This is a genomic window from Fluctibacter halophilus (assembly GCF_020687825.1).
Lineage (GTDB): Bacteria > Pseudomonadota > Gammaproteobacteria > Enterobacterales > Alteromonadaceae > Fluctibacter > Fluctibacter halophilus.
Map to the genome: position 1 here is coordinate 49,956 of NZ_JAJEWP010000008.1, position 21,684 is coordinate 71,639.

A 21,684-nucleotide genomic window follows, 5' to 3' on the forward strand; every position below is an offset into this window, starting at 1 on the left:
GGACGCATTGTGAGAATAGTAAATGTGGGCAAAAACAATAAGGTCAAGCGATGTTTTAGCAGATTCGTTGCGAAATCGACAGTGTTTAGCGGCTTGGTGATGCCAGAGTATTGGGGTTAGCGCACTTTTGGGCTACAATCTGCCCCCTTTTTAGCCGGTCAGGCCGCATAACAAACATTACGGTCTGAACGAGTAAACCACATTCATCAAGACTGCAGTAAGATTCTGGAGAGTGATTATGCCAAAAGTGGCGATAGTAATGGGTTCAACGTCTGATTGGCCGACGATGCAAAAAGCAGCACTCATGCTGAAACAACTTGGCGTACCTTTCGAGGCCAAAGTCGTGTCTGCCCATCGAACCCCCAATCTGTTGACAGAATTTGCTGAAACCGCTGCAGATAACGGCATTGACGTGATCATTGCGGGTGCCGGGGGGGCAGCTCATCTGCCTGGAATGATTGCCGCTCACACACACTTGCCAGTGTTTGGTGTTCCCGTCCGTTCAAGTCAGCTCAGCGGGCTGGACTCCTTGTTGTCTATCGTGCAGATGCCCAAAGGTGTCGCTGTGGGAACGCTGGCAATCGGTGAGGCAGGTGCGGCAAATGCGGGTTTACTGGCCGCCCAGGTCATTGCATTGCAAGAACCGGACGTTGCTGCCGCAATAAAAGCCTTCCGGAAGCAACAAACAGAGACGGTGCTGGCCAATGGTCAGTTGGAGCTACCTGAATGAGGGTACTGATATACGGTGCCGGTCAGTTGGCACGAATGATGGCTCTGTCAGCTGTTCCTATGGGAATTGAAGTACAGGCCGTCGACGTCGGGTCAGAAACGGTTGTAGATCCGATCAGTAAGTTGCCGGCGGGCATGTCATTGTCACAGGCGATTGAAGAAGCCGACGTATTGTCGGTGGAGTTTGAGCACGTGCCGGAACACCTTCTGGAACAGGCCCACGTGAGCGGTAAATTAAAACCCGGCATTGAAGCGATCCTTACCGGTGCCGACCGCGTTCGCGAAAAGCGCTTGCTGGAACGCCTGGGGATCGCCAATTGTGCTCACCGCATTGTCACGGATGTTGAGCAATTGGAGGAAGCGGTAGCGGCGTTGGGGGAGCGTCTCATACTCAAGGCCAGTCGAGATGGATATGATGGCTATGGACAATGGCGGCTGGCCCAAGCGGCTGATCTCGCCGGATTGAAAACCGCATTGGCCGAGTTAGATCTGAACAAGGTTCCCCTGGTTGTGGAGCAGATGGCTGATTTCAGTCGTGAGTTATCCCTGGTCGGTGTTCGGGATGCAAAAGGACGCTGTCAGTTCTACCCGTTGGCAGAAAACCTGCACTATCAGGGGCAGTTGCATGTGTCGTTGGCGCCAGCACCGGGTATTACCGAAGCGTTGACAACTCAGGCACAACAGGCATTTACTGCACTTGCCACTGAACTGGATTATGTGGGCGTGCTGGCCGTGGAGTTTTTCCAGGTCGATGACCGTTTATTGGTCAATGAGATTGCGCCAAGGGTGCACAACTCAGGTCACTGGTCGATGCAGGGAGCCGATACCAGTCAGTTCGAAAACCATATTCGGGCAATCTGTGGCTTACCACTCGGCTGCACGGCTGCGTTACGACCCAGTGCCATGATCAACATCATCGGTTGCAAAGAGTTTTCTCAGCAGTTGTTGAGTATTCCCGAGTGTCATCTGCACTGGTACGGCAAGTCGGTGCGTAAAAAACGTAAGATGGGACACATCAATGTCAGTGCTGAGAGCTATGCAGCGTTGGGAGCCCGTCTGGAAAAGCTATCCGGCTATCTGCCGATGGAGCATTTTCCTAAACTTGTCGCCGAAGCCCAGCGACTACAGTCTCTCTAGTGGTTGTGGTACCGGCCTGAAACCCTTTGTTTCAGCTTGGTGCCACCCGCAATATTCACTCGCTATTCGGTTCCGTTTCTCTTAATGAGCAAATTGACCACACAGTTCGTCAATTTCACCAAATTCATTTCACTTCAAAATACACTGGCACATTTGCCTGTTTTCCTGATTTTAAAAATATCCATATAAAACAGTAGCTTAAAATATTTGCCTGAGTTGGCACAGCAATTGAAAAGGTTAATGCAAGTTGCAACGTGCAACGCACATTACCGATTTAGCATGTGGAGGAACAAATCATGGGAATGTTTTCACGTATGACCGACATCATTCAGGCAAACATCAACGCAATGCTGGACAAAGCAGAAGACCCGCACAAAGTGATCCGTCTGATGGTACAGGAAATGGAAGAAACGCTGGTTGAGGTGCGCTCTGTCGCAGCACGGGGATTAGCAGACAAGAAAGAGTTGACCCGCAAGCTCAACAAACAGCAACAATTGTCAGACGACTGGCAAGCAAAAGCCGAACTGGCGATGCAGAAAGGTCGCGAAGATTTGGCACGGGCAGCGCTGGTCGAGCGTCAACAATGCCAGGCGAACGTGCAAACGTTGAACGATGAACTTAGCACGGTAGAAGAAGGGCTGACCAAACTGCAGGATGACAGTGCAAGGTTGAATGAAAAGCTTGCAGAAGCCAAAGCCAAGCAGAAGTCCCTGCAGGTACGCAAGGAATCTGCCACGGTGCGACTGAAAGCCAAGAGTAAATTGAATGTTGAGAAGATTGATGATGCCATCGCGCGCTTCGAACACTACGAGCGTCGAATCGATGACCTCGAAGCACAAGCTGATGCCTATGACCTGGTGTCCAGTGGCTCAACGTTGAAGGATGAGTTTGCTGCCCTTGAAGCCAACGATGCGGTTGAGCAGGAACTCGAAGCGCTGCGTAAAAAAGTAGCCTAATTGTTCTCCGTCGGTAGCGGTTTCCGCCACCGACGGCAAGCTGAGGAGTAAGGTATGAAAAGCGTATTTGATACACAACGGATATACAAAGACACCGCTCGGCGCATGGTATCCGGGGTGTGTGCAGGTGTAGCACGCTATTTCGGACAAGAACCATGGTTGGTTCGTGGGGTGGCCATCGCGGCTTTCCTGTTCGTCCCGGTTGCCGTTGCACTGGCTTACGTGTTGGGTGTGGTGTTGCTGCCCTCACGAAATTATTAAACACAGCTTCACGGCTGAGAAGAACATCCATCACAGGAGAAGACCATGAGAACGTTCGCGATAGTGGTATTACTGGCGCTGCTGTTGAGTTACAGCTTTGGTTTCATCGCCGCTGAAGGGTTTGATATTGGCATCAACGTGGATGACCACACCCTGACGCCATTCGAATCAGTGGTTGGCGTGACTCTGGCGGGCGTGATCATGGCAGTTGTTGGATTTGTCATCGCACTGAGTGTGGTCGGCGCCATTGTGCTTGCCATTGGTGCAGTGATGGTTGGTCTGTTGGTCGCAGGACTGAGTGTTTTTTGGCCTATGCTGTTGTTATTGGCGATTATCGTCTGGCTGGTAAAGCGCAAAGGCCCGGCACACTCGTAAATCCATTCCCTGGTGCTGCCGGGTCCTAAAGACCCGGTGGCTTTTTTTTTGATTTCCGTAGCCATCGAAGGTGTTTTTCTGAATAATCCTCTTACCAAGGTCAGGGGAAATGATATGAAAAAATGGATTGCCGCGTTGGCATTAATGACGCTAAGCGCAAAAGCACATGTGCATTTTGAACAGGCGCACATTCGGGTGTTGCCGCCTGGCGTGCCTAATACCGCAGCCTATTTTACACTGCACAATGATACCGATGCTCCCCTGGTGCTGGTGAGCGCCGAGAGCGACATCGCCCAGCGGATTGAAATTCATAGTCATGTTATGCACGACGGCATGATGCGGATGGAAAAACAGGACAGTCTGACCATTCCCGCTCAGGGCTCTCAGGCATTCCAGCCTGGAGGCTATCATCTAATGGTGTTTGGTGTTCGCGAGCCTTTGACGCCGGGGCAGTCGGTGACAATTACGGTGTATACTGACAAAGGTACGCCGTTTGCGTTTCAGGCAACGGCGGTACGGCCTGGTCAGTCTGTCAGTCAGGAACACCATGGTCATCACGAGGAGTAACGTATGTCTTTGACGTGGAATACACGATGGATCTCATTGGCCGCCGGTGCAGTGGTCGTCTTGCTGTGGCTGCTGTCAGTGTACTGGAGTTTCGCACCGTCGACGTTTGACGTGCGGGCAGAAGCAGAGCAGCGCGCGGCACAGCACCAGGAGCAGGTGGTCACGGGCTACACACTGACCAATACCCTGATCACGGTGACCGAAACCCTGCTGGAAAAGCCTGGAGGGTATCTTTCCAACGATGTGATGCCGCCCAGTGTAATGATGGACAATATGCCCGCCTGGGAATTTGGCGCATTGGAAATGGTGCGCGACCTGGCGCTGGCGATGCGTAAAGATTTCAGTCGTTCTCAGTCCCAGTCGATTGAGAACCCACACCTTGTTAAAGCGCAGCCAAACCTGAACATTAATCACCGTTCGTGGATCATTCCTTCGGCAGAATCGGCCTATGGCGATGCGCTCGAACAGTTGATGCGCTATCAACGTGATCTGGCCGACCGTGCCGACGGTGATGCCCAGTTCTATACCCGCGCGGATAACCTGCGTGATTGGCTAAAGCAAGTCGAAAAACGGCTTGGTAGTCTGTCTCAGAAGCTCAGCGCCAGTGTCGGCCAGGAACGCCTCAACACCGACCTTGCCGGTGATGCAGAAGCACGCCAGTCCACACCAACACCGTCGCAACGGATCGACAAAACCAGCTGGTGGAAACTGGATGACAATTTCTACGAAGCAAAAGGTGCCAGTTGGGCATTGATTCATTTCCTTAAAGCCGTAGAGGTCGACTTTGCCCAGGTGTTGGAGAAGAAAAACGCCCGAGTCAGTCTGCAACAAATCATTCGCGAATTGGAAGCTACCCAGCAAACGGTCTGGTCACCGATGATTTTGAACGGCAGTGGCTTTGGTATGTTGGCCAATCATTCGTTAGTGATGGCGAACTATATTTCCCGTGCAAATGCTGCTTTAATTGAGCTTACAGAGCTGTTAAACCAAGGATAAACGTTGAAAAAGCACACACTTTTGCTCTCTGCAGCGACGCTGTTGTTCAGCGGTGCTGCGTACAGTGACACCGTATTTGGCATCTACGCGGGGGCCCAGGCCTGGCAAATGGATGCCTCGGGGGGGTATGCGAATACCAGCACCATCACCGAATTTGATTTCGACGATGCCACGCGCAACAACCTGTACGTGGCATTGGAGCATCCGATCCCCGGTATCCCGAACATAAAAGTGCAACGCACGAGCATGGATACCGATGGGGTAACAACCTTGTCGAGCAGCTTTACCTTCGGCGACCAGGTGTTTGTCAGTCAATCACAGGTCATGACGGATGTTACTCTGACCAGTACCGATGTGGTGCTCTATTACGAGTTGTTCGACAACGACTTGTTGTCATTGGATTTCGGGCTTAATGCCAAGTATGTTGACGGTGATTTCCTGGTTGTTGACACGTCAGATCCTACCTTGGACGGTCAGGAGTCTTTCTCTGGTTTCGTACCGATGTTGTACTCACGCATCTCATTTGGCTTGCCGGGCACCGGCTTTTCATTGGGTGCGGAGGGTAGCTTCCTGTCAGTAGATGATCACACATTGCAGGATTATCAACTGGCCGTTACCTATGAGTTGGTGGAGAACCCTGCAGTCGATGCCAACCTTCAGTTGGGTTACCGGAAAATTCAAATGGAACTGGACGACCTGGACAATATTTATTCAGATCTGGACTTTGATGGGCCCTTTGTTGGCCTGGAAGTGCATTTCTGAACCGGCTGACGCTTAAGTTCATTCGGTAATAAAAAATTTGAATTTATTCTTTCCTGTTATTTAAAAGACTCGCTAACCTTAGCCCCGTATTAGTTAAGGTTAGCGTATATGTCTTCCAACAATCCGGCGGCCGTGCCGCCCGCTGTGCTCAGTGATAGCCAGTGGAATCAAATTAATCAGGCCATTTCGCCACTCAATCCACAACAATTGACGTGGCTCAGTGGGTATCTGGCAGGCCTTGCCCAGACACCGATTCAGCAAGTGGTAGCTGCACCGACATCCGAGGCGGCAACCAGTGCCTCGCTGACCATCCTGTATGGATCTCAGACCGGCAATGCCAAAGGCGTTGCCAGCGGCTACAAAGCGCTGGCTGAGGCGGCGGGTTATGCAGTCACGCTGAGCAACATGGCGGACTACAAAGCCAAGCAGATCAAGAATGAGACCCACCTGCTGATCGTCGTCAGTACCCATGGGGAAGGTGAGCCACCCGATGATGCCATGGCATTGCACGAGTTTTTGGCCAGCAAGAAAGCGCCAAAGCTCGCTGATCTGAAATATGCCGTGGTTGGCTTGGGTGACAGCAGCTATGAGTTTTTCTGCCAAACGGCAAAAGATTTTGATCAACGTCTGGCCGCCCTTGGCGCGGTTGCGATCAAGCCTCGTCTGGATTGCGATGTTGATTATGACAGCGCTACCGAGGCCTTTGGTGAGGCGCTGATTGCTGATCTCAAAGATGCCTTGTCTGCACCCTCATCGCAGGTTGTAGCCATGCCCAGTGGCCCTGTCGGGTTGAGTGTGGCGAGCCAGACGTACACCAAGAAACACCCGTTTACGGCAACCCTGTCCGAAGCGCAGAAAATCACTGGCAGGGATTCCAGCAAGGATATCCGACACATCGAAATATCCCTCGAAGGATCCGGCATTCAGTACCGGCCTGGAGACGCATTGGGGATCTGGTTCAAAAATGATCCTCACATGGTTGATGACCTGCTGACGTTGTTGGCAATAGATGCGCAAGAGACAGTACGCCTTGGTGATGATGAGTTGACGGTTAAGGAAGCGTTGGTGGAGCGGCTCGAACTGACGCAAAGCTACCCGACCTTCGTGACGGCCTATCAGGCAACGGTTCAGTCCGATGACTTAGCAGCCTTACTGGCGGACAAAGGGGCGTTGCGGGAATATCTGCAAACACGCCAGATCATCGACATCGTGCGAGAACACACCGCAGAAGGGGTGTCAGCCCAACAACTGGTGGACAGTTTGCGTGGTATCACGCCCCGTTTGTATTCCATTGCCTCCAGCCAGTCAGAGGTAGAAGACGAAGTTCATCTGACGGTTGCTTTGGTCGAGTATGAAGCCCATGGACATACTCATCAGGGGGGCGCCTCCGGTTACCTGGCCAAGCGTCTGGAAGAAGGTGCCGAAGTACAGGTATTTGTTGAACATAACGACAACTTCCGTTTACCTGAAAACCCCGATACTCCGGTGATCATGATTGGTCCCGGTACTGGCGTCGCGCCGTTTAGAGCGTTTATGCAAGAGCGTGAAATGCAGGATGCCGAGGGGAAAAACTGGTTGTTTTTCGGCAATCCTCACTTTACCCAGGACTTCCTGTATCAGACCGAGTGGCAGCGATTTGTCAAAGAAGGGGTGCTGGATAAAATCACCTTGGCCTTCTCCCGCGATCAGGAACAAAAAATTTATGTGCAGCATCGTTTGCTGGAGCACGGTGCTGACGTCTACCAGTGGTTGCTGGATGGCGCCCACATCTACGTCTGTGGCGATGCTACACACATGGCAAAAGACGTACATGACGCCTTGGTTCAAATCGTTGAACAACATGGCAACCTGGATCGTGAGGCTGCCGAGGCTTATGTGACAGAGTTGCGCAAAGCGAAGCGTTACCAGAAGGATGTTTACTGATGACTGACAACAACAAATATACCGTTGAAGGCCCGTTGTCAGACAACGAGCGAATCAAAGGCGAAAGCAATTTCCTGCGCGGTACCATTGCTGACGATTTAAAAGATGATTTGACCGGCGGCTTTACCGCAGACAATTTCCAGCTGATCCGTTTCCACGGTATGTACCAGCAGGATGATCGTGACATTCGGGCCGAGCGTGCCAAGCAAAAACTTGAACCCTTGCACAATGTCATGCTGCGGGCACGGTTGCCGGGCGGCATTATCACCCCTGAGCAATGGTTGGCCATCGACGCGTTTGCCGAATCCCATTCGCTGTACGGCAGTATCCGGTTGACCACCCGACAGACGTTTCAGTTTCACGGTGTGTTGAAGCCCCATATTAAGCTGATGCACAAGACCCTGAACAGCGTCGGGATTGACTCAATTGCCACCGCGGGTGATGTGAACCGCAACGTATTGTGCACCTCAAACCCAGTTGAATCTGAGGTGCATCAACAAGCGTATGAATGGGCGAAAAAGATAAGTGAGCACTTGCTTCCTAAAACCCGCGCCTATGCCGAAATCTGGCTGGACGGCGAGAAGCTTGAGACCACCGACGAAGAACCCATTTTAGGCAACAACTATTTGCCGCGGAAGTTTAAAACCACCGTGGTGATTCCGCCGCAAAATGACGTCGATGTGCATGCCAACGACTTGAACTTCGTTGCCATTGCTGAAGATGGCCAATTGGTCGGTTTTAACGTGCTGGTCGGTGGCGGCCTGGCGATGACCCATGGCGATACTTCAACCTACCCTCGCAAAGCCACCGACTTTGGCTTTATTCCATTGGAAAAAACCCTCGACGTGGCCGCGGCGGTGGTTGGTACCCAGCGGGATTGGGGCAATCGGGTAAACCGTAAAAATGCCAAGACCAAGTACACCCTGGAGCGCGTCGGTGTTGATGCGTTTAAGGCGGAGGTTGAGCGTAGGGCGGATATCGCATTTGCTCCTTCCAGGGACTACACATTTACCGGCCGGGGCGATCGTATCGGCTGGGTTGAAGGGGTTGATGGAAATTACCACCTGACCTTGTTTATTGAGAATGGCCGAATTCTGGATTATCCCGGTAAGCCATTGAAGACCGGTTGTGCCGAAATTGCCAAAGTGCACACCGGCGACTTTCGTCTGACCGCCAATCAGAATTTGATTGTGGCTGGTGTAAGACCAGAGAACAAAGCGCTGATTGAAGAGCTGGCGCGCAAACATGGCCTGATCCAGGACGGCGTCAGTCAGCAACGCCTGGACTCGATGGCGTGTGTGTCGCTGCCGACCTGCCCCTTGGCAATGGCTGAAGCAGAACGCTACTTGCCGGATGCCGTGACGGACATCGAAGCACTACTGGACAAGCATGGTCTGTCAGGGGACAGCATCATCTTCCGCGTTACCGGTTGTCCCAATGGCTGTGGCCGGGCGATGTTGGCTGAAGTCGGGTTGGTCGGAAAAGGACCTGGAAAATACAACCTGCACCTGGGTGGCAACCGAGAGGGTACCCGTATACCTCGCATGTATCGGGAAAACATTTCTGAGCAAGCCATTCTTGATGAACTGGACACGCTATTGGGCCGTTGGGCCAAAGAGCGCGAGTCGGGAGAAGGCTTCGGCGATTTCGTTGTGCGTGCCGGAATCATTGCGCCGGTGATCGATTCGGCTAAGGACTTTTATGACTAACCTGGCCATCGACACCACTGCTGACACCGGACGCAGGGGACCAACGTTTGAACCGCAAGCGTTAGCGGAACTGAATCAGCGTCTTGAACAGCAGACGGCGCAGCAGAGAATTGCCTGGGCGCTGGATAACCTGCCGGGCGAATTTGTTATGTCGTCCAGCTTTGGTGCCCAGTCAGCAGCCATGCTGCATTTGCTGACCCAGGCTTACCCGGATATTCCGGTCATTTTGACCGACACCGGTTATCTGTTCCCGGAAACCTATCAGTTCGTAGACCAACTGGCTGAACGTCTGAAGCTCAATTTGCAGGTGTATCGTGCACCACTGTCCGGTGCTTGGCAGGAAGCCCGTTACGGAAAGCTGTGGGAGCAGGGGCTGGACGGTATTGAGCAATACAATCAAATGAACAAGGTCGAGCCTATGCAGCGTGCACTGGCTGACTTGCAGGCGAAAACCTGGTTCGCTGGCTTACGTCGAAGTCAGTCGGATAGCCGGGAAAAATTGCCGGTGGTACAGCAACTGGCGTCACAGCTAAAAGTGTATCCGGTGATCAATTGGAGCAACAAAGATCTGCACCAATACATGCAGGCCAACGACCTGCCTTATCACCCGCTGTGGGAACAGGGCTATGTGTCTATCGGAGACTGGCATACGACCCGTTCTCTGGAAGAGGGCATGCGTGAGCAGGACACCCGTTTCTTTGGCATGAAGCGAGAGTGTGGACTGCACGAATTTGGCGATGGAATATAACCCCCACAGCAGGAGGGCCACTGACGGTTGTATTAATTGACCTCAAACGCTTGTGCAAGCAGGCCTTTCAGTCCCTCGAGATAGGGTTGATTGGCCGGGCTGTGCAACAGATTGAACAATTCACTGCCGGTGGGCGTGAACTTATAGTAATTCAATGCGATACCGCGATGCCTGGGAGTCAGGTGCAAGGATTCGTTACCACACCGCCATTCACTGCGGGTTCCCGTGTCCAGTTCAGCGGATTCAATCTCACTGTTGTAAATCAGCCCTAAATCCATCAACGACAGCAAATTCGGATATGCCAGACCGTACTGAGCGAGGTTCAGCTGGTGTTGATGTGGGGTAGTGAACCACTGCCAGGCGCTGGGCTTCTGGTAATACCCAAACAATAGTTTGGGCGACGATTCACCTTTTTTACGACTCACCATGCCCGCGGCAATACGCAGCATGGAAGCATCACGATGGGTGATGTCCTGCAGCACTTTCAGGGTACGCAGCGAAAAAGTCCCGGGACGGCTGATTTCCATGGCAAAGATTTTGGCCCATAACTCCTGCATCGCGGAGGAATGAATATTTTCTGCCAGCGCCACGAAACTGAAGAACCAGTCCGCATCGATGTTTTCCTGGCGCCCTGATTCAAGACTGAAGTCCAGGGCAAGGTCGAGAATACGTTCCAGATTATGCATCCGTTGTTGTGCCTTGATGCGCTGATGTCGACGCAAGCGTTTGTCGACCTCAACGTCCCAACCTGAACCGTTAATCGGTGCAATGCCGGCCTTGGCAAACCACTGTGTAATACGCAACTGCATACCCTGACTGTCGACGGCTTCTTTGGCCTTGGTACGGGGCGTCGTTTTCTCGCCATGCTTGGGCTGGCTCTTGCGCGTGGTCTGCGTGGGCGCTGGGATGGGCGTTTGGGGTTGCCCTTCAATCTTCATGGCGGCTCTGTTCAAGGCTGTTCTCGCTGTACCCAGTGTACCTTGTGTGTCGGCCTGAACAACAGCAATTTTAGTGGCAGATGCCGATCATTTCAGCGCGCATTCTGACAGACTTTCTGTTCTTGGTATTTTTCTTTTCGAGATATTAGGATATGGTTATGATGTAGCCACAATGCGCGCAAATAAGCGCCAACAGCGGACGGACAGTTGCATGACAGGATCTTCTGATTACGACAACGATGAACTGGTTTTTCTTGAGGAAGAAGAAGCAGCAGAGGCGCCTGAGGTTAAACAAGGCCATTGGAACGTTCTGGTTGTTGATGATGACGAGGAAATCCATTCGGTAACACGACTGGCGTTATCGGATCTGATGCTCAATGACAAGCCGCTCAAGTTCTATCATGCCTACTCGGGCAGTGAGGCGTTGAAGATCATTGAGGAGATGGGCAGCAGTCTGGCCATTATCCTGCTTGATGTGGTGATGGAAACCGATGACGCTGGCCTGAAAGTGGCCAAAAAAATGCGTGAAGAGCTGGCCATCACTGAACCGCGGATCATTCTTCGCACCGGGCAGCCAGGCTATGCGCCAGAAGAAAATGTCATCAAAGAATATGACATCAATGATTACAAAACCAAAACGGAACTGACCCGTAGCAAGCTGGTAACCACCATCATTTCTTCGCTGCGCTCCTACCAACAAATCCTGACCATCAATCAAAGCCGCCTTGGACTGGAAAAAATTATTGGTTCAGCGGCCAACCTGCTTGAAGAGCACTCGATTAAAGGGTTTTGTGAAGGGGTAGTGACACAGATCAGTTCGTTGATTGGCCTGGATGCAGGCGGCGTTGTATGCGCACGGGCCGGATCGGTGCTCGACAAAGATGATGACGGCGTTTATGTGCTCGGTGCGGCGGGACCCTTCGCCCGGTATATCAACGAGAGTATTGAAACCTTACATGATGAACGCATCATCGCGTTTGTGACCCAATGCCTGAAAGACAAGACCCATGTCTTCCAGCCTGATTTCAGTGTTCTGTATATGAACAGCTCTGGCTATGAAGCTGCGGTGTTTTTAGAAATCGGCAACGAAATCAGTGTTATCAATAAGCAATTGATCGAGGTTTTCCTGTCGAGCATTTCAGTGGGTTATGAAAACGTCAATCTGTTCCATCAACTGCGTAACGCGGCGTTCAGGGATTGGCTGACTAAACTGCCTAACCGCAATGAATTCATTAACATGCTCGATCAGGTTAAAAAAGGTAACCGTGCTGGCATGGGGCAAACCGTCGCGTTGGTGGATGTGAATCATTTTTCCGATGTGAACGATGGCTTAGGGCAGGATGCCGGTAACAGTTTATTGATTGCAGTTGCTGATCGTCTGATTGAGCGTTTTGATGACAAGATCAACATGGGGCGTATCGGGGCCGACATTTTCGGCTTCGTTGGTGACGATACTTATGTGAATCCAGAACGCCTCAGCGAAGTCTTTGTATCCCCATTTAAGGCCGGTGATCATACCTTGCCGATCAATGTCACCATCGGATTATGCCGGCTCAGCGAAGAGTCCACCGACGGCTTGACCATTCTGAAACAGACCAATATCGCCCTGAACCGGGCGAAAAAAGATCTCACCACCAACTACAGTTATTACGAGCCGGAGATGGAAGAGAAAACCACCTGGCGCTTGGGCATGATCCGTCAGCTGAGAACCGACTTTGCGGAACGGAAACTGGAGTTGTGGTACCAGCCACAGGTCGATTTGGTCAGTGAACGAGTCGTTGGTATGGAGGCCTTGCTACGCTGGCCTTCACCGGATGGTGGGTACATTTCTCCGGCGGTGTTTGTGCCGTTGGCAGAGTATTCCGGTTTGATCATCGATATCGGTGCATGGGTGGTTGACGAGTCCTGCAGCAAGCTCAAACAACTGCATGACAAGGGATATAACGATGTACGTGTGGCGGTTAACATCTCGATGCCGCAATTCCGTGACCCGGATTTCGTCAATTACATTAAAAACGCGATTGTAAATCATCAGATTGATCCGGCCTCGCTGGAGCTAGAAATCACCGAAAGCGTGGTCATGGATGAACCGCAGATCGTGATCGAATCGCTCAAAGCCTTGAAGGCGTTTGGGGTGACCATCGCGATAGATGATTTTGGAACCGGGTTTTCGTCCATGAGCTATCTGCAGAAACTGCCGCTGGACAGACTCAAAGTCGACCGGTCGTTTGTCAATGAAGTCATGCCGGGTAAGAGCGCGTTCATTGCAGAAACGATTGTCACCTTGGGTAATCGTCTTGGCTTACAAACCATTGCCGAAGGTGTTGAGAAGCGTGAGCAAGCCAGTTATATGCTCAAGCTGGGGTGTGATGAAGCGCAGGGCTACCTGTACGCCAAACCCATGCCATTTGCCGATTTACTGACATTCCTTGAACAGCACAAAGAGGTTGGCAACTAGCCTTGGGTCAGGGCCGCAGCAACCTTTTGACGATACTGCGGCAACACTTGTTGTTCAAACCAGGGGTGACGACGCAGCCAGATATTGTTGCGCGGTGACGGATGTGGCAATACCAGACCTTGACCTTGGTAATCCTGCCAGTGCTTGACCCTCTCTGTTAACGTTCGCTTATCTTGCAAGTAGTAACCTTGCGCATATTGACCCACCAACAGCACCAAAGGATCACGCAGCGCTGCCATCAAGGCAGCATGCCAGGTTGGGGCGCAGGTGGTACTGGGGGGTAGGTCGCCACTTTTTCCTCGTCCCGGATAACAAAATGCCATCGGTACCAATGCCACTTGTCTGGCATCATAAAATACCTCTCTTGAAAGCTGTAACCAGTCTCTGAGCCTATCCCCGGACGGGTCGTTCCACGGTGTATTTGAATCATGGGCACGTTTTCCTGGCGCCTGGCCGACAATCACAATTCGCGCTGTAGGCAAATATTGCAATACCGGCCGTGGCGGGCAAGGCAAGAATTGCGCGCACAGCTGACAGCGCTTAATCTCATCTGGAATAGTGTTAGTCATTAAAAACCTATAAAAAATTTGCCATTGTCATAATACTGTCACAAAACTGTGATTTGTCTTTTCCGGGGCCCCTTGCTAGATTGATCCTAGGTTCGCAGCACGTTGTCGCGATCCATTAATGAGGAGTTAAACTATGCGAATTCGAGCTTTGACACCGTTATTGGTCTTTGCAGGCGCCCTTTGTTTGCCAGCTCACGGTGCTGAAAATCTGTTTGCGTGTGTTGAACAAGACACCCTGTCGGTTGATGCCCAATGCGTGGAGACCAACATCGAACAGAATCTAGAGTACCGCGAGATGCAGATGTCGTTTCAGCGTTCAGTGGCGGATATCAATGACAATGCCATGGCGACAGCGACCTTTTTCCCGCAACACATGTTGATTGAAATTGTTGCCCATCAGGAGCAACAGCAGCAAGCCATCGCAATGGTGAGTGCGGACCGTTAATTCCTCTTGCGGGAGGATGGTTCGCTTCCGTTATTCAAAAATCCGGTTTAATCCGTTCAGTGCAGCGACCCGGTAGGCTTCAGCCATGGTCGGGTAGTTGAAGGTATTATTGACAAAATAGTCAATGGTATTGGCATCTCCCTTCTGTTGCATGATCGCCTGTCCGATATGGACGATTTCAGAAGCCCGCTCACCAAAACAGTGAATGCCCAGTATCTGCTTGGTTTCACGGTGAAATAAAATCTTCAGGTGACCTACCAGGGTCCGAGCGATCTGAGCCCGGGCCAGATGCTTGAATTGAGCGCGCCCAACCTCATAGGGGACTTTCATCTGGGTCAGTTCTTGCTCTGTTTTACCCACAGAGCTGATTTCGGGGATCGTATAGATACCGGTAGGAATGTCTTCCACCAGACTGTCATGACATTCGCCCTGCAACATGGCTTCGGCGGCAAAACGGCCCTGGTTGTAGGCCGCCGAGGCGAGACTTGGATAGCCGATAACGTCTCCCACCGCATAAACATTTGGCACGCTGGTCTGGTAGTTGTGATTGACCTTTAATTGCCCCCGGGAGTCTGCTTTTAAACCAATGGCATCAAGGTTAAGCATATCGGTATTACCTGTACGTCCATTGGCAAACAGCAAGCAATCGGCGCGCATACGCTTACCCGATTCCAGATTTAAAATGACACAGTCTTCCCGACCCTCTACCGAGGCATAGCTTTCCGTATTTCGGATCACCACACCGTTGTTCCAGAAGTGATAGCTCAGAGAGTCTGACACTTCAGCATCCAGAAATGACAGCAGCCGGTCGCGCATGTTGACCAGATCCACTTTGATCCCCATGCCTCTGAATATTGAGGCATATTCGCAACCAATCACCCCGGCACCGTAGACGATGACGGTTTTCGGTTCATGATTTAACGACAAAATGGTGTCGCTGTTATAAATGCGAGGGTGGGTAAAATCGATATCGTCTGGCGTGTAGGGACGAGAGCCTGTTGCAATGGCGACTTTTTCGGTGGTGATGGTGTCTTCCGAGCCGTCAGGATGTTTAAGCCGCAAGGTATTGGCATCAATGAAAGAGGCTTCTGCGTTGATGGTTGTGACACGGTTTCGCTCGTAGAAGCTACCGCGCAAATTGGCCTGTTTGCGGATCACACCACTGGCATGTTTGAGGATCTGTTTAAAGGTCAGAGAGTGGGTCTGATAGGTGTCATTGAACAACGGGTTACTGTTGTACTCAATCAGACGACTAACTGAATGACGCAGGGCTTTGGACGGTATCGTGCCCCAATGAGTACAGCCACCGCCGACTGACTCATGGCGCTCAACCACCGCGACCTTTTTACCTGCCTTGGACAATTGCATCGCAACCCCTTCACCGCCAGGGCCAGTACCAATCACAACGGCGTCGTATTGGTAAGGGGGGTTCTTCGCGGAGGGGCTGTGCTTAGGGTTTTTCTTGCTGCTCATGCTGACTGTCCTCGGGCCACAGGTTTATCACTAACTTACTGATCAACAGTTAAAAAGTATAGTGCAAACTGGGAGGACAGCGCAGGTGCCTGATGCACCTGCTGAATGGGTCAGGCGGGGTGTAGTTGCAGTGCGCAGACCGCCAGCCACTTTTCCCGTTGTAAGGCCAGTCGTTGTTTCAATTCGCGGTACTGGAACTGAACATCAAGGTTGGCGTAACTGTCTTTCAACGCCTGAGCTTTGAGTTCCATAAGACGCTTCTTCGCATCGTAGTATTCGTTTACCCGGTGTAGCAGTTGCTCATATTCCTGTTGTACAAGGGCGAGCAGTTCTTCACCATTGGGTAAATGGGCGGCCTTTTGCTGGGTCTGCTGCAGTTGCATGGCCAACTGGGCTTTTTCAATACGTTCCTCTGGGGTTCGACGCAGGTGACTGGCAAGGCCCACCGCCGACAGGCCACGGATCAGCCATTTTGTAGGATCAAACTGGTACCAGCGGATCCCGTTGCGATAATCATATTCAAAGATATGGTGGAAATTGTGGTATCCCTCACCAAAGGTGAAGAAGGCCAGAATCCCGTTGTCTCGGGCAGTGTTTTTGTCGGTGTAGGGTTGCTTGCCCCAGATGTGCGCCAATGAATTGATGAAAAAGGTGACATGATGAACCGCGACCAGGCGGAACACGCCGGCCAATAAAAACATGCCCCAGATATCCCCATTTAGCCAACCCAACAACACGGGAATACCAATATTGCTGGCCAGCATGATCGCTAGGTAGTGGTTGTGCTGCCACATCACGACGCGATCTTTCTTAAGGTCACGGCAGTTGGAATAGTCGCTGTAGCGGTGGGCCTGATATTCTCGCAACATCCATCCGATGTGCGAATACCAAAAACCCCGTTTGGCCGAATAAGGATCTTTGTCGTTGTCATCGACGTGTTTGTGATGAATGCGGTGATCCGACGCCCAGTGCAGAATACTGTTTTGCAATGCCATTGCACCACCAATGGCAAGGATCACGCGAACGACGCCGGACGCCTGATAGGCCTTATGCGACCATAACCGGTGATAGCCTGCGGTAATCGACATACCGGAGAAATAAATCAGAAACAGGCACACAGCCAGTTCGAAACCGTCAAAGCCATAGAAATAGGCTTCCAACGGCACACCCACCAATGCAACCAAACCGGTGATCAGAAAGACCAGTACATTTGTGAGTATTAATCGGGGTTTGTTCATGGACATCTTTATTCAGCTTACAAGTGTTCGCTAATTTATCCTTTGCGCGAGAGGCTGGCAAGGCTAAAATGGCCGACATCGGATTAAGTCGCTATAAAACAAGCTAATTTGTCGATTAGCGACCAACAAACCTTGGAATGGAAATGAGTAGGCAAGAGCAAAAGCAGAAAACGCGACGTGCCATTATTGATGCTGCCTACAGTTTGTTGGACGAGCAGCGCAGTTTGTCAAGCATCAGTCTGCGCGAAGTGGCGCGCTCTGCGGGCATTGCTCCCACTTCCTTCTATCGTCATTTCAAGGACATGGATGAATTGGGGCTGACCTTGGTTGACGAAGGGGGATTGGCGCTGCGGCAATTGATGCGCCAGGCACGCCTGCGCATTGCATCTGGCGGCAGTGCGATTAGCACGTCAGTAGACACATTCATGGAGTTTATTACTGCCAACAGCAATGTTTTCAGACTGTTGTTGCGGGAACACACCGGCACATCGAATGCGTTTCGCGCCGCGGTGTTGCGTGAAATACACCATTTCATCGCCGAGTTAACGGATTACATTATGGCGACGACAGGGCTGGATCGAGAAACCGCCAATCTGCAAGCTGAGGCCATGGTGAAGCTGGTGTTCAGTGCCGGCGCCTCTGCGTTGGACATGCAGGAGGAGCAACAGCGTCAGCTGGCAACCCGGTTGAAGCTCCAGCTACGCTTTATTGCCAATGGCGCGCAGTCGCCACTAAACGACGAAGACTAACGCCGCCGCAGGAATACGCCGCATTCCGTGTGATGGGTATAAGGGAATTGGTCAAACAACGCGAAACGCTCGATATCATGGGTCTGCGTCAGGCTTTGCAGGTCTCTGGCCAGTGTTTCCGGACTACAGGAAATATACACAATGTTGGCATAGTCACTGATCATCCGGCAGGTATCCTCATCTAATCCTGCCCGAGGTGGGTCCACCAGTACGGTGCTGATGGCGTAGTCGGCTAAATCCACCCCTTTGAGCTTCTTCACCGCACTTCCGCCCCGTTGGGCATCAACAAACTCCTCACTCGACATTTGAAGAATCGTCACGTTGTCAATGTTGTTGGCGGCGATATTATACTGCGCCGCGGCAACTGACGGCTTGGCAATTTCGGTGGCGATCACTTTGTCGAAATTGTCGCCCATGGGTAAGCTGAAATTACCCAGCCCACAGTACAGCTCAAGCAGGTCACCACCGATGTTACGGGTAACATCCAGTGCCCAACCGATCATGTGTTGATTTACACCGGCGTTGGGTTGGGTAAAGCTGTTTTCGATGTGTTTAAAGGTGAAGGTTTTATCGCCCACCGGTAACTGCTCAATCACGTAGTCCCGGTCGATGATGATCTTTTGTTTGCGGGCCCGGCCGATGATATCAATCCGGTAATCTCGGCGTAATTCGGCCAGAATGCCGGATATTGCCTGTTGCCATTGTTCATCCAGGGGCCGGTGATACAGCAGCGACACAACGATCTCGCCACTGAGGGTGCTCAAATAGTCGATCTGAAACAGTTTGCGGCGTGCATGTTCATTCGGACGTAGCAGTGCCAATAAATCCTGCATCACCCGATTGATCAGCTCACTGGCAGGGGGAAACTGGTCAACCCGGTACTTTTCTTTGGTGGCTTGGTCAAACATGATGTGAAATAAATCATCACCCTCGTGCCAGACCCTGAATTCCGCCCGTTGCCGGTAGTGAAGTGGTGCAGAGCGGAAGATCTCCGGTTCAGGCATGGATACACCGTCAAATGCTGTGCTTAACCAAGACACTTTTTCGGCTAGCTGGTGTTCATACTGATTGGGATCGATATCGATTGGGCGCATGATGGTAGGCCTTGTTGGGCTTAATGTGCGCGAATTGTAATGAGTTTGCCGCTCAGTGCCAAGGCTTCCTGTGGTTCTGTGGCACAGCGCAGTAGAGTTGAATAAAAAAGGCTAAAATATAATCACAAATCGCCGATAAAGACGGTGAGGGTATTGAGGCGATTAACATGAATATCGGTGACATCAAGGCGTTTTTGAACAATAAGGCTGACGGCACAACGCCTCGTCAGCAATTGCAACAAGAGTTGCGCGACATGGGGATGAAGCAAGCCCAGAATCCCCCGCTGCCACCCGGTCAGGTGGCCAAGCTCAGTTCTGCAACCACGGTCGGGTTGTCAGTGTACCGCGGTGCGATGCGTGACAATGTTTCTCTGGATGGACAACGTCCAAACCTACCTGAACAGAAAGATAAACCAGCTTCTTTGTTTGACTTCGAGGAAGTCGCCAAGAACGTATTGTCCTTCGTCGGTGGTGCAATCAAGCATGCCGCAGCCAAAGGTGCGGATGAAGAGAAACTTCAGGCCATGTTTTCTCAGGCCCGCGAAGGAGTACTGCGCGGCATTAAAATGGCTGAAAAAGACCTGGCGGGCTTGATGAATGACGACATCAAAGATGGCATAGCTAGCAGCCAGTCGTTGATTGAAGACGGTATTAAGCGTCTGGAACAGAAGATCTTCGGGCTGGATGATGAAACAACGCAACAAACGGCACGTGTGCAGCAATCGATAAGCCTGGAAACACAGCGCAGCGCAGACTTAACCATCCGCACCCGTGATGGCGACGAACTGCAATTGCGTTTTGAAGATCTGGAACAGTTTTCACTGATCCGTCAGCAACTGATCGAGAAAGGCTCAATCGAACCGGTTGAGCCGGTGCCGGTCAGTCCGGACCAACAAGCCTCACCAGAGGCGCAGAGCGACAATCCAGTCGAGGGCGCAGAGGCTGATGCCTCCGAAGCTAACGACACGCCGGCATCAACCCAGACATCAAGCCTGCAGTACCAGTTTTATCAGCAGCGAGAGCTGTCATTTTCGTTGCAGGGTGAATTGGATAAAGGTGAACTGGATGCCATCGCCGGTCTGGTGAAAGATGTGCAGGACCTGGCTGACCTGTTTTTCGACGGTGATGTTGAGGCGGCATACAATAAAGCCATCGAACAAGGTTTTGATGAAAAAGAGTTGACGGGTTTTGCGTTGAACTTGCAGCGTACCGATCAGGTGCAGGTGATTTCTGCCTACGAAAATATTTCCCACTACCGGGAAAACCAGGAATTGCCCAGCCAGACGGTTAAACCGCTAAGCCAGTATCTCGACAAGATGTTGGGTGTGATGGAGCAATCCAATGAGAAGTTGCAGGACGGAACGGCCTACGCGGATTTGATCAATGGCATTATGCACCGTCTGCAGAAAGTGCAGGCGGATGATCTGGTCACAGCGATAAATCGCTTCCATACCTTTAACAATCAGTTGTTAAATAACCTGCCACAGACGCAGGCTGTTGAGGCTACGCCAGTTACATCTGCTGACAGTGCTGAATAGGGACTGATAGGTCAACGAAAGGTATTCGTTAGCCTCAACAGTCAATAGAAAATAAAAAGGCCAGCAAAAATGCTGGCCTTTGTTATTGTGTGCGGTCCGATCAGTCGTTGGCCTTTTCTTTGGCCAGGCGAACTTTAAGTGTGCGGTCCTGAAATTCGCAATCGTTAAGCTGGGCAATGGCGTTGTCTGCCGCTTTACTGTCAATTTCAACAAAGCCGTAGCCTTTGCGCTTGCCGGTACGGCGGTCTTTCATAAGACGAACGGAATGAACTTTGCCGGCTTGTTGAAAGTGCAGCTTTACGTCATCTTCGCTTGCCTTATAAGGCAGGTTGCCAACATACAACGTTGTTGGTGTTGACTTTAAGCTGACACTGGCGTCCCCAGATCCTGAGGAAAACAGTGTCGCTATCAGTGGTACCAGAACACCACCGATAAGGATACCGGCTGCCAGAACAAGGTTGCTGCTGGCAAGATCCGTGGGCGCAACCACAAAAGCGACGATGGCGAGAATAATGGAGATAATAATAGAACTAAGTAATGATGATTTCATGTAACGGCCTAAGACGTGTGTTTATGTTTATGAGTTATAGTTATCACCTCCTATGTTACTCAATCCGCACGGTTTCGCCAATTTTGCGTCGAATTATTCCTGTTAGCGCCTTTTTACTGGGTTAAACAGGCATTGTTGGTGCAAAAATGCGCAGTTAAACGCTTTTTTTGAAATAACGGTTGATCTGAATCTTAAGGCCTGTAGAATGCGCGCTCGCTTCGGGGCAAACCTTGAAGCGGCGCAACCCGGACTGAGTTTCAGTCGATAGCTGTAAGGCTTGCGGGAAGCGGGATGCAGCGAGATGGATTCGAAATTAATTTGAAAAAATCTGTTGACATCGACATGGGAAAGCGTAGAATGCGCGTCCCGCTTGAGAGAGTCCTGAGACACTCCAAGCAGCCGGAAACGAACGTTTTTGGCACTGTTCTTTAACAATTGATAACAAGACAATCTGTGTGGGCACTCGTTA

Annotated in this window: 21 protein-coding genes; 15 read left to right on the top strand and 6 right to left on the bottom strand. The window is 51.4% G+C overall.

From position 1 onward, the window contains the following. Positions 1–238 precede the first annotated feature (238 nt). From purE to LJ739_RS18395, 11 genes are all read left to right on the top strand, one after another. Complete coding sequence (gene purE / locus LJ739_RS18345) at positions 239–730, top strand: 5-(carboxyamino)imidazole ribonucleotide mutase (protein ID WP_229162954.1); 492 nt, start codon at positions 239–241, stop codon at positions 728–730. Next, positions 727–1,866, top strand: a complete 1,140-nt coding sequence (locus LJ739_RS18350; protein WP_229162956.1) for a 5-(carboxyamino)imidazole ribonucleotide synthase — start codon at positions 727–729, stop codon at positions 1,864–1,866. Before purE ends, LJ739_RS18350 begins: the two co-directional genes overlap by 4 nt. Positions 1,867–2,162: 296 nt before the next feature. Continuing rightward, a complete protein-coding gene (gene pspA, locus LJ739_RS18355; RefSeq protein ID WP_229162958.1) occupies positions 2,163–2,822 on the top strand; it encodes a phage shock protein PspA in 660 nt (219 codons plus the stop codon). A gap of 54 nt (positions 2,823–2,876) precedes the next feature. After that, entirely contained in the window at positions 2,877–3,083 is a 207-nt protein-coding gene (locus tag LJ739_RS18360) for a PspC domain-containing protein (RefSeq protein WP_229162960.1), read from the top strand. Between the two features lie 45 nt (positions 3,084–3,128). Further along, positions 3,129–3,458, top strand: coding sequence for a hypothetical protein (locus tag LJ739_RS18365; protein WP_229162962.1), 330 nt, complete (start codon positions 3,129–3,131; stop codon positions 3,456–3,458). Between the two features lie 114 nt (positions 3,459–3,572). Continuing rightward, a complete protein-coding gene (locus LJ739_RS18370) occupies positions 3,573–4,025 on the top strand; it encodes a copper chaperone PCu(A)C (RefSeq protein ID WP_229162964.1) in 453 nt (150 codons plus the stop codon). Between the two features lie 3 nt (positions 4,026–4,028). Beyond that, positions 4,029–5,021: a DUF2333 family protein gene (locus tag LJ739_RS18375; RefSeq protein WP_229162966.1), complete on the top strand. Its 993-nt coding sequence runs from the start codon at positions 4,029–4,031 to the stop codon at positions 5,019–5,021. A gap of 3 nt (positions 5,022–5,024) precedes the next feature. Further along, positions 5,025–5,783: a TIGR04219 family outer membrane beta-barrel protein gene (locus LJ739_RS18380; protein WP_229162967.1), complete on the top strand. Its 759-nt coding sequence runs from the start codon at positions 5,025–5,027 to the stop codon at positions 5,781–5,783. 108 nt (positions 5,784–5,891) lie between these two features. Continuing rightward, positions 5,892–7,706, top strand: coding sequence for an assimilatory sulfite reductase (NADPH) flavoprotein subunit (locus LJ739_RS18385; RefSeq protein WP_229162968.1), 1,815 nt, complete (start codon positions 5,892–5,894; stop codon positions 7,704–7,706). Further along, complete coding sequence (gene cysI, locus LJ739_RS18390; protein ID WP_229162969.1) at positions 7,706–9,415, top strand: assimilatory sulfite reductase (NADPH) hemoprotein subunit; 1,710 nt, start codon at positions 7,706–7,708, stop codon at positions 9,413–9,415. The genes LJ739_RS18385 and cysI overlap by 1 nt, the downstream gene beginning before the upstream one ends. Beyond that, complete coding sequence (locus LJ739_RS18395; protein ID WP_229162972.1) at positions 9,408–10,163, top strand: phosphoadenylyl-sulfate reductase; 756 nt, start codon at positions 9,408–9,410, stop codon at positions 10,161–10,163. Before cysI ends, LJ739_RS18395 begins: the two co-directional genes overlap by 8 nt. A gap of 32 nt (positions 10,164–10,195) precedes the next feature. On the opposite strand, the gene LJ739_RS18400 is transcribed toward LJ739_RS18395, so the two are convergent. Beyond that, positions 10,196–11,101: a TIGR03899 family protein gene (locus LJ739_RS18400; RefSeq protein ID WP_229162976.1), complete on the bottom strand. Its 906-nt coding sequence runs from the start codon at positions 11,099–11,101 to the stop codon at positions 10,196–10,198. 211 nt (positions 11,102–11,312) lie between these two features. Between LJ739_RS18400 and LJ739_RS18405 the strand changes: the two genes are divergently transcribed. Beyond that, positions 11,313–13,559, top strand: a complete 2,247-nt coding sequence (locus LJ739_RS18405) for a bifunctional diguanylate cyclase/phosphodiesterase (RefSeq protein WP_229162981.1) — start codon at positions 11,313–11,315, stop codon at positions 13,557–13,559. On the opposite strand, the gene LJ739_RS18410 is transcribed toward LJ739_RS18405, so the two are convergent. After that, positions 13,556–14,128 carry a uracil-DNA glycosylase family protein gene (locus LJ739_RS18410; protein ID WP_229162983.1) on the bottom strand — a complete coding sequence of 191 codons (573 nt, stop codon included), beginning with the start codon at positions 14,126–14,128 and terminating at the stop codon, positions 13,556–13,558. The two genes, LJ739_RS18405 and LJ739_RS18410, sit on opposite strands and share 4 nt — an antisense overlap. Before the next feature lie 133 nt (positions 14,129–14,261). On the opposite strand from LJ739_RS18410, the gene LJ739_RS18415 reads away from it, so the two are divergent. Further along, entirely contained in the window at positions 14,262–14,573 is a 312-nt protein-coding gene (locus LJ739_RS18415) for a hypothetical protein (protein WP_229162985.1), read from the top strand. Between the two features lie 30 nt (positions 14,574–14,603). Here the strand turns inward: LJ739_RS18415 and sthA are convergent, their stop codons facing one another. After that, positions 14,604–16,046 carry a Si-specific NAD(P)(+) transhydrogenase gene (gene sthA, locus LJ739_RS18420; protein WP_229162987.1) on the bottom strand — a complete coding sequence of 481 codons (1,443 nt, stop codon included), beginning with the start codon at positions 16,044–16,046 and terminating at the stop codon, positions 14,604–14,606. 110 nt (positions 16,047–16,156) lie between these two features. Next, positions 16,157–17,284 (bottom strand): fatty acid desaturase, encoded by a 1,128-nt coding sequence (locus LJ739_RS18425; protein ID WP_229162989.1) that lies wholly within the window; start codon positions 17,282–17,284, stop codon positions 16,157–16,159. 143 nt (positions 17,285–17,427) lie between these two features. Here LJ739_RS18425 and fabR point away from each other — a divergent pair, with 143 nt between their 5' ends. Further along, positions 17,428–18,033 carry an HTH-type transcriptional repressor FabR gene (fabR, locus tag LJ739_RS18430; protein ID WP_229162991.1) on the top strand — a complete coding sequence of 202 codons (606 nt, stop codon included), beginning with the start codon at positions 17,428–17,430 and terminating at the stop codon, positions 18,031–18,033. Here fabR and trmA read toward each other — a convergent pair. Further along, on the bottom strand, positions 18,030–19,127 hold the full coding sequence (gene trmA, locus LJ739_RS18435; protein WP_229162993.1) for a tRNA (uridine(54)-C5)-methyltransferase TrmA: 1,098 nt from the start codon (positions 19,125–19,127) through the stop codon (positions 18,030–18,032). The two genes, fabR and trmA, sit on opposite strands and share 4 nt — an antisense overlap. A gap of 167 nt (positions 19,128–19,294) precedes the next feature. Here trmA and LJ739_RS18440 point away from each other — a divergent pair, with 167 nt between their 5' ends. After that, on the top strand, positions 19,295–20,665 hold the full coding sequence (locus LJ739_RS18440; protein WP_229162995.1) for a DUF5610 domain-containing protein: 1,371 nt from the start codon (positions 19,295–19,297) through the stop codon (positions 20,663–20,665). Positions 20,666–20,765: 100 nt separating this feature from the next. On the opposite strand, the gene LJ739_RS18445 is transcribed toward LJ739_RS18440, so the two are convergent. Next, positions 20,766–21,215, bottom strand: a complete 450-nt coding sequence (locus LJ739_RS18445) for an RNA recognition motif domain-containing protein (RefSeq protein ID WP_229162997.1) — start codon at positions 21,213–21,215, stop codon at positions 20,766–20,768. Positions 21,216–21,684: the final 469 nt, after the last annotated feature.

Excerpts from the sequence above, each read along its gene's own strand:
- LJ739_RS18415 (WP_229162985.1), top strand. The coding sequence starts at position 14,262 with ATGCGAATTCGAGCTTTGACACCGTTATTGGTCTTTGCAGGCGCCCTT.
- sthA (WP_229162987.1), bottom strand. The coding sequence starts at position 16,046 with ATGAGCAGCAAGAAAAACCCTAAGCACAGCCCCTCCGCGAAGAACCCC.
- LJ739_RS18370 (WP_229162964.1), top strand. The coding sequence starts at position 3,573 with ATGAAAAAATGGATTGCCGCGTTGGCATTAATGACGCTAAGCGCAAAA.
- LJ739_RS18365 (WP_229162962.1), top strand. The coding sequence starts at position 3,129 with ATGAGAACGTTCGCGATAGTGGTATTACTGGCGCTGCTGTTGAGTTAC.
- LJ739_RS18445 (WP_229162997.1), bottom strand. The coding sequence starts at position 21,215 with ATGAAATCATCATTACTTAGTTCTATTATTATCTCCATTATTCTCGCC.
- LJ739_RS18425 (WP_229162989.1), bottom strand. The coding sequence starts at position 17,284 with ATGAACAAACCCCGATTAATACTCACAAATGTACTGGTCTTTCTGATC.
- LJ739_RS18350 (WP_229162956.1), top strand. The coding sequence starts at position 727 with ATGAGGGTACTGATATACGGTGCCGGTCAGTTGGCACGAATGATGGCT.
- LJ739_RS18440 (WP_229162995.1), top strand. The coding sequence starts at position 19,295 with ATGAATATCGGTGACATCAAGGCGTTTTTGAACAATAAGGCTGACGGC.
- cysI (WP_229162969.1), top strand. The coding sequence starts at position 7,706 with ATGACTGACAACAACAAATATACCGTTGAAGGCCCGTTGTCAGACAAC.
- LJ739_RS18385 (WP_229162968.1), top strand. The coding sequence starts at position 5,892 with ATGTCTTCCAACAATCCGGCGGCCGTGCCGCCCGCTGTGCTCAGTGAT.
- trmA (WP_229162993.1), bottom strand. The coding sequence starts at position 19,127 with ATGCGCCCAATCGATATCGATCCCAATCAGTATGAACACCAGCTAGCC.
- LJ739_RS18400 (WP_229162976.1), bottom strand. The coding sequence starts at position 11,101 with ATGAAGATTGAAGGGCAACCCCAAACGCCCATCCCAGCGCCCACGCAG.
- pspA (WP_229162958.1), top strand. The coding sequence starts at position 2,163 with ATGGGAATGTTTTCACGTATGACCGACATCATTCAGGCAAACATCAAC.
- LJ739_RS18395 (WP_229162972.1), top strand. The coding sequence starts at position 9,408 with ATGACTAACCTGGCCATCGACACCACTGCTGACACCGGACGCAGGGGA.
- LJ739_RS18375 (WP_229162966.1), top strand. The coding sequence starts at position 4,029 with ATGTCTTTGACGTGGAATACACGATGGATCTCATTGGCCGCCGGTGCA.
- LJ739_RS18405 (WP_229162981.1), top strand. The coding sequence starts at position 11,313 with ATGACAGGATCTTCTGATTACGACAACGATGAACTGGTTTTTCTTGAG.
- purE (WP_229162954.1), top strand. The coding sequence starts at position 239 with ATGCCAAAAGTGGCGATAGTAATGGGTTCAACGTCTGATTGGCCGACG.
- LJ739_RS18360 (WP_229162960.1), top strand. The coding sequence starts at position 2,877 with ATGAAAAGCGTATTTGATACACAACGGATATACAAAGACACCGCTCGG.
- fabR (WP_229162991.1), top strand. The coding sequence starts at position 17,428 with ATGAGTAGGCAAGAGCAAAAGCAGAAAACGCGACGTGCCATTATTGAT.
- LJ739_RS18410 (WP_229162983.1), bottom strand. The coding sequence starts at position 14,128 with ATGACTAACACTATTCCAGATGAGATTAAGCGCTGTCAGCTGTGCGCG.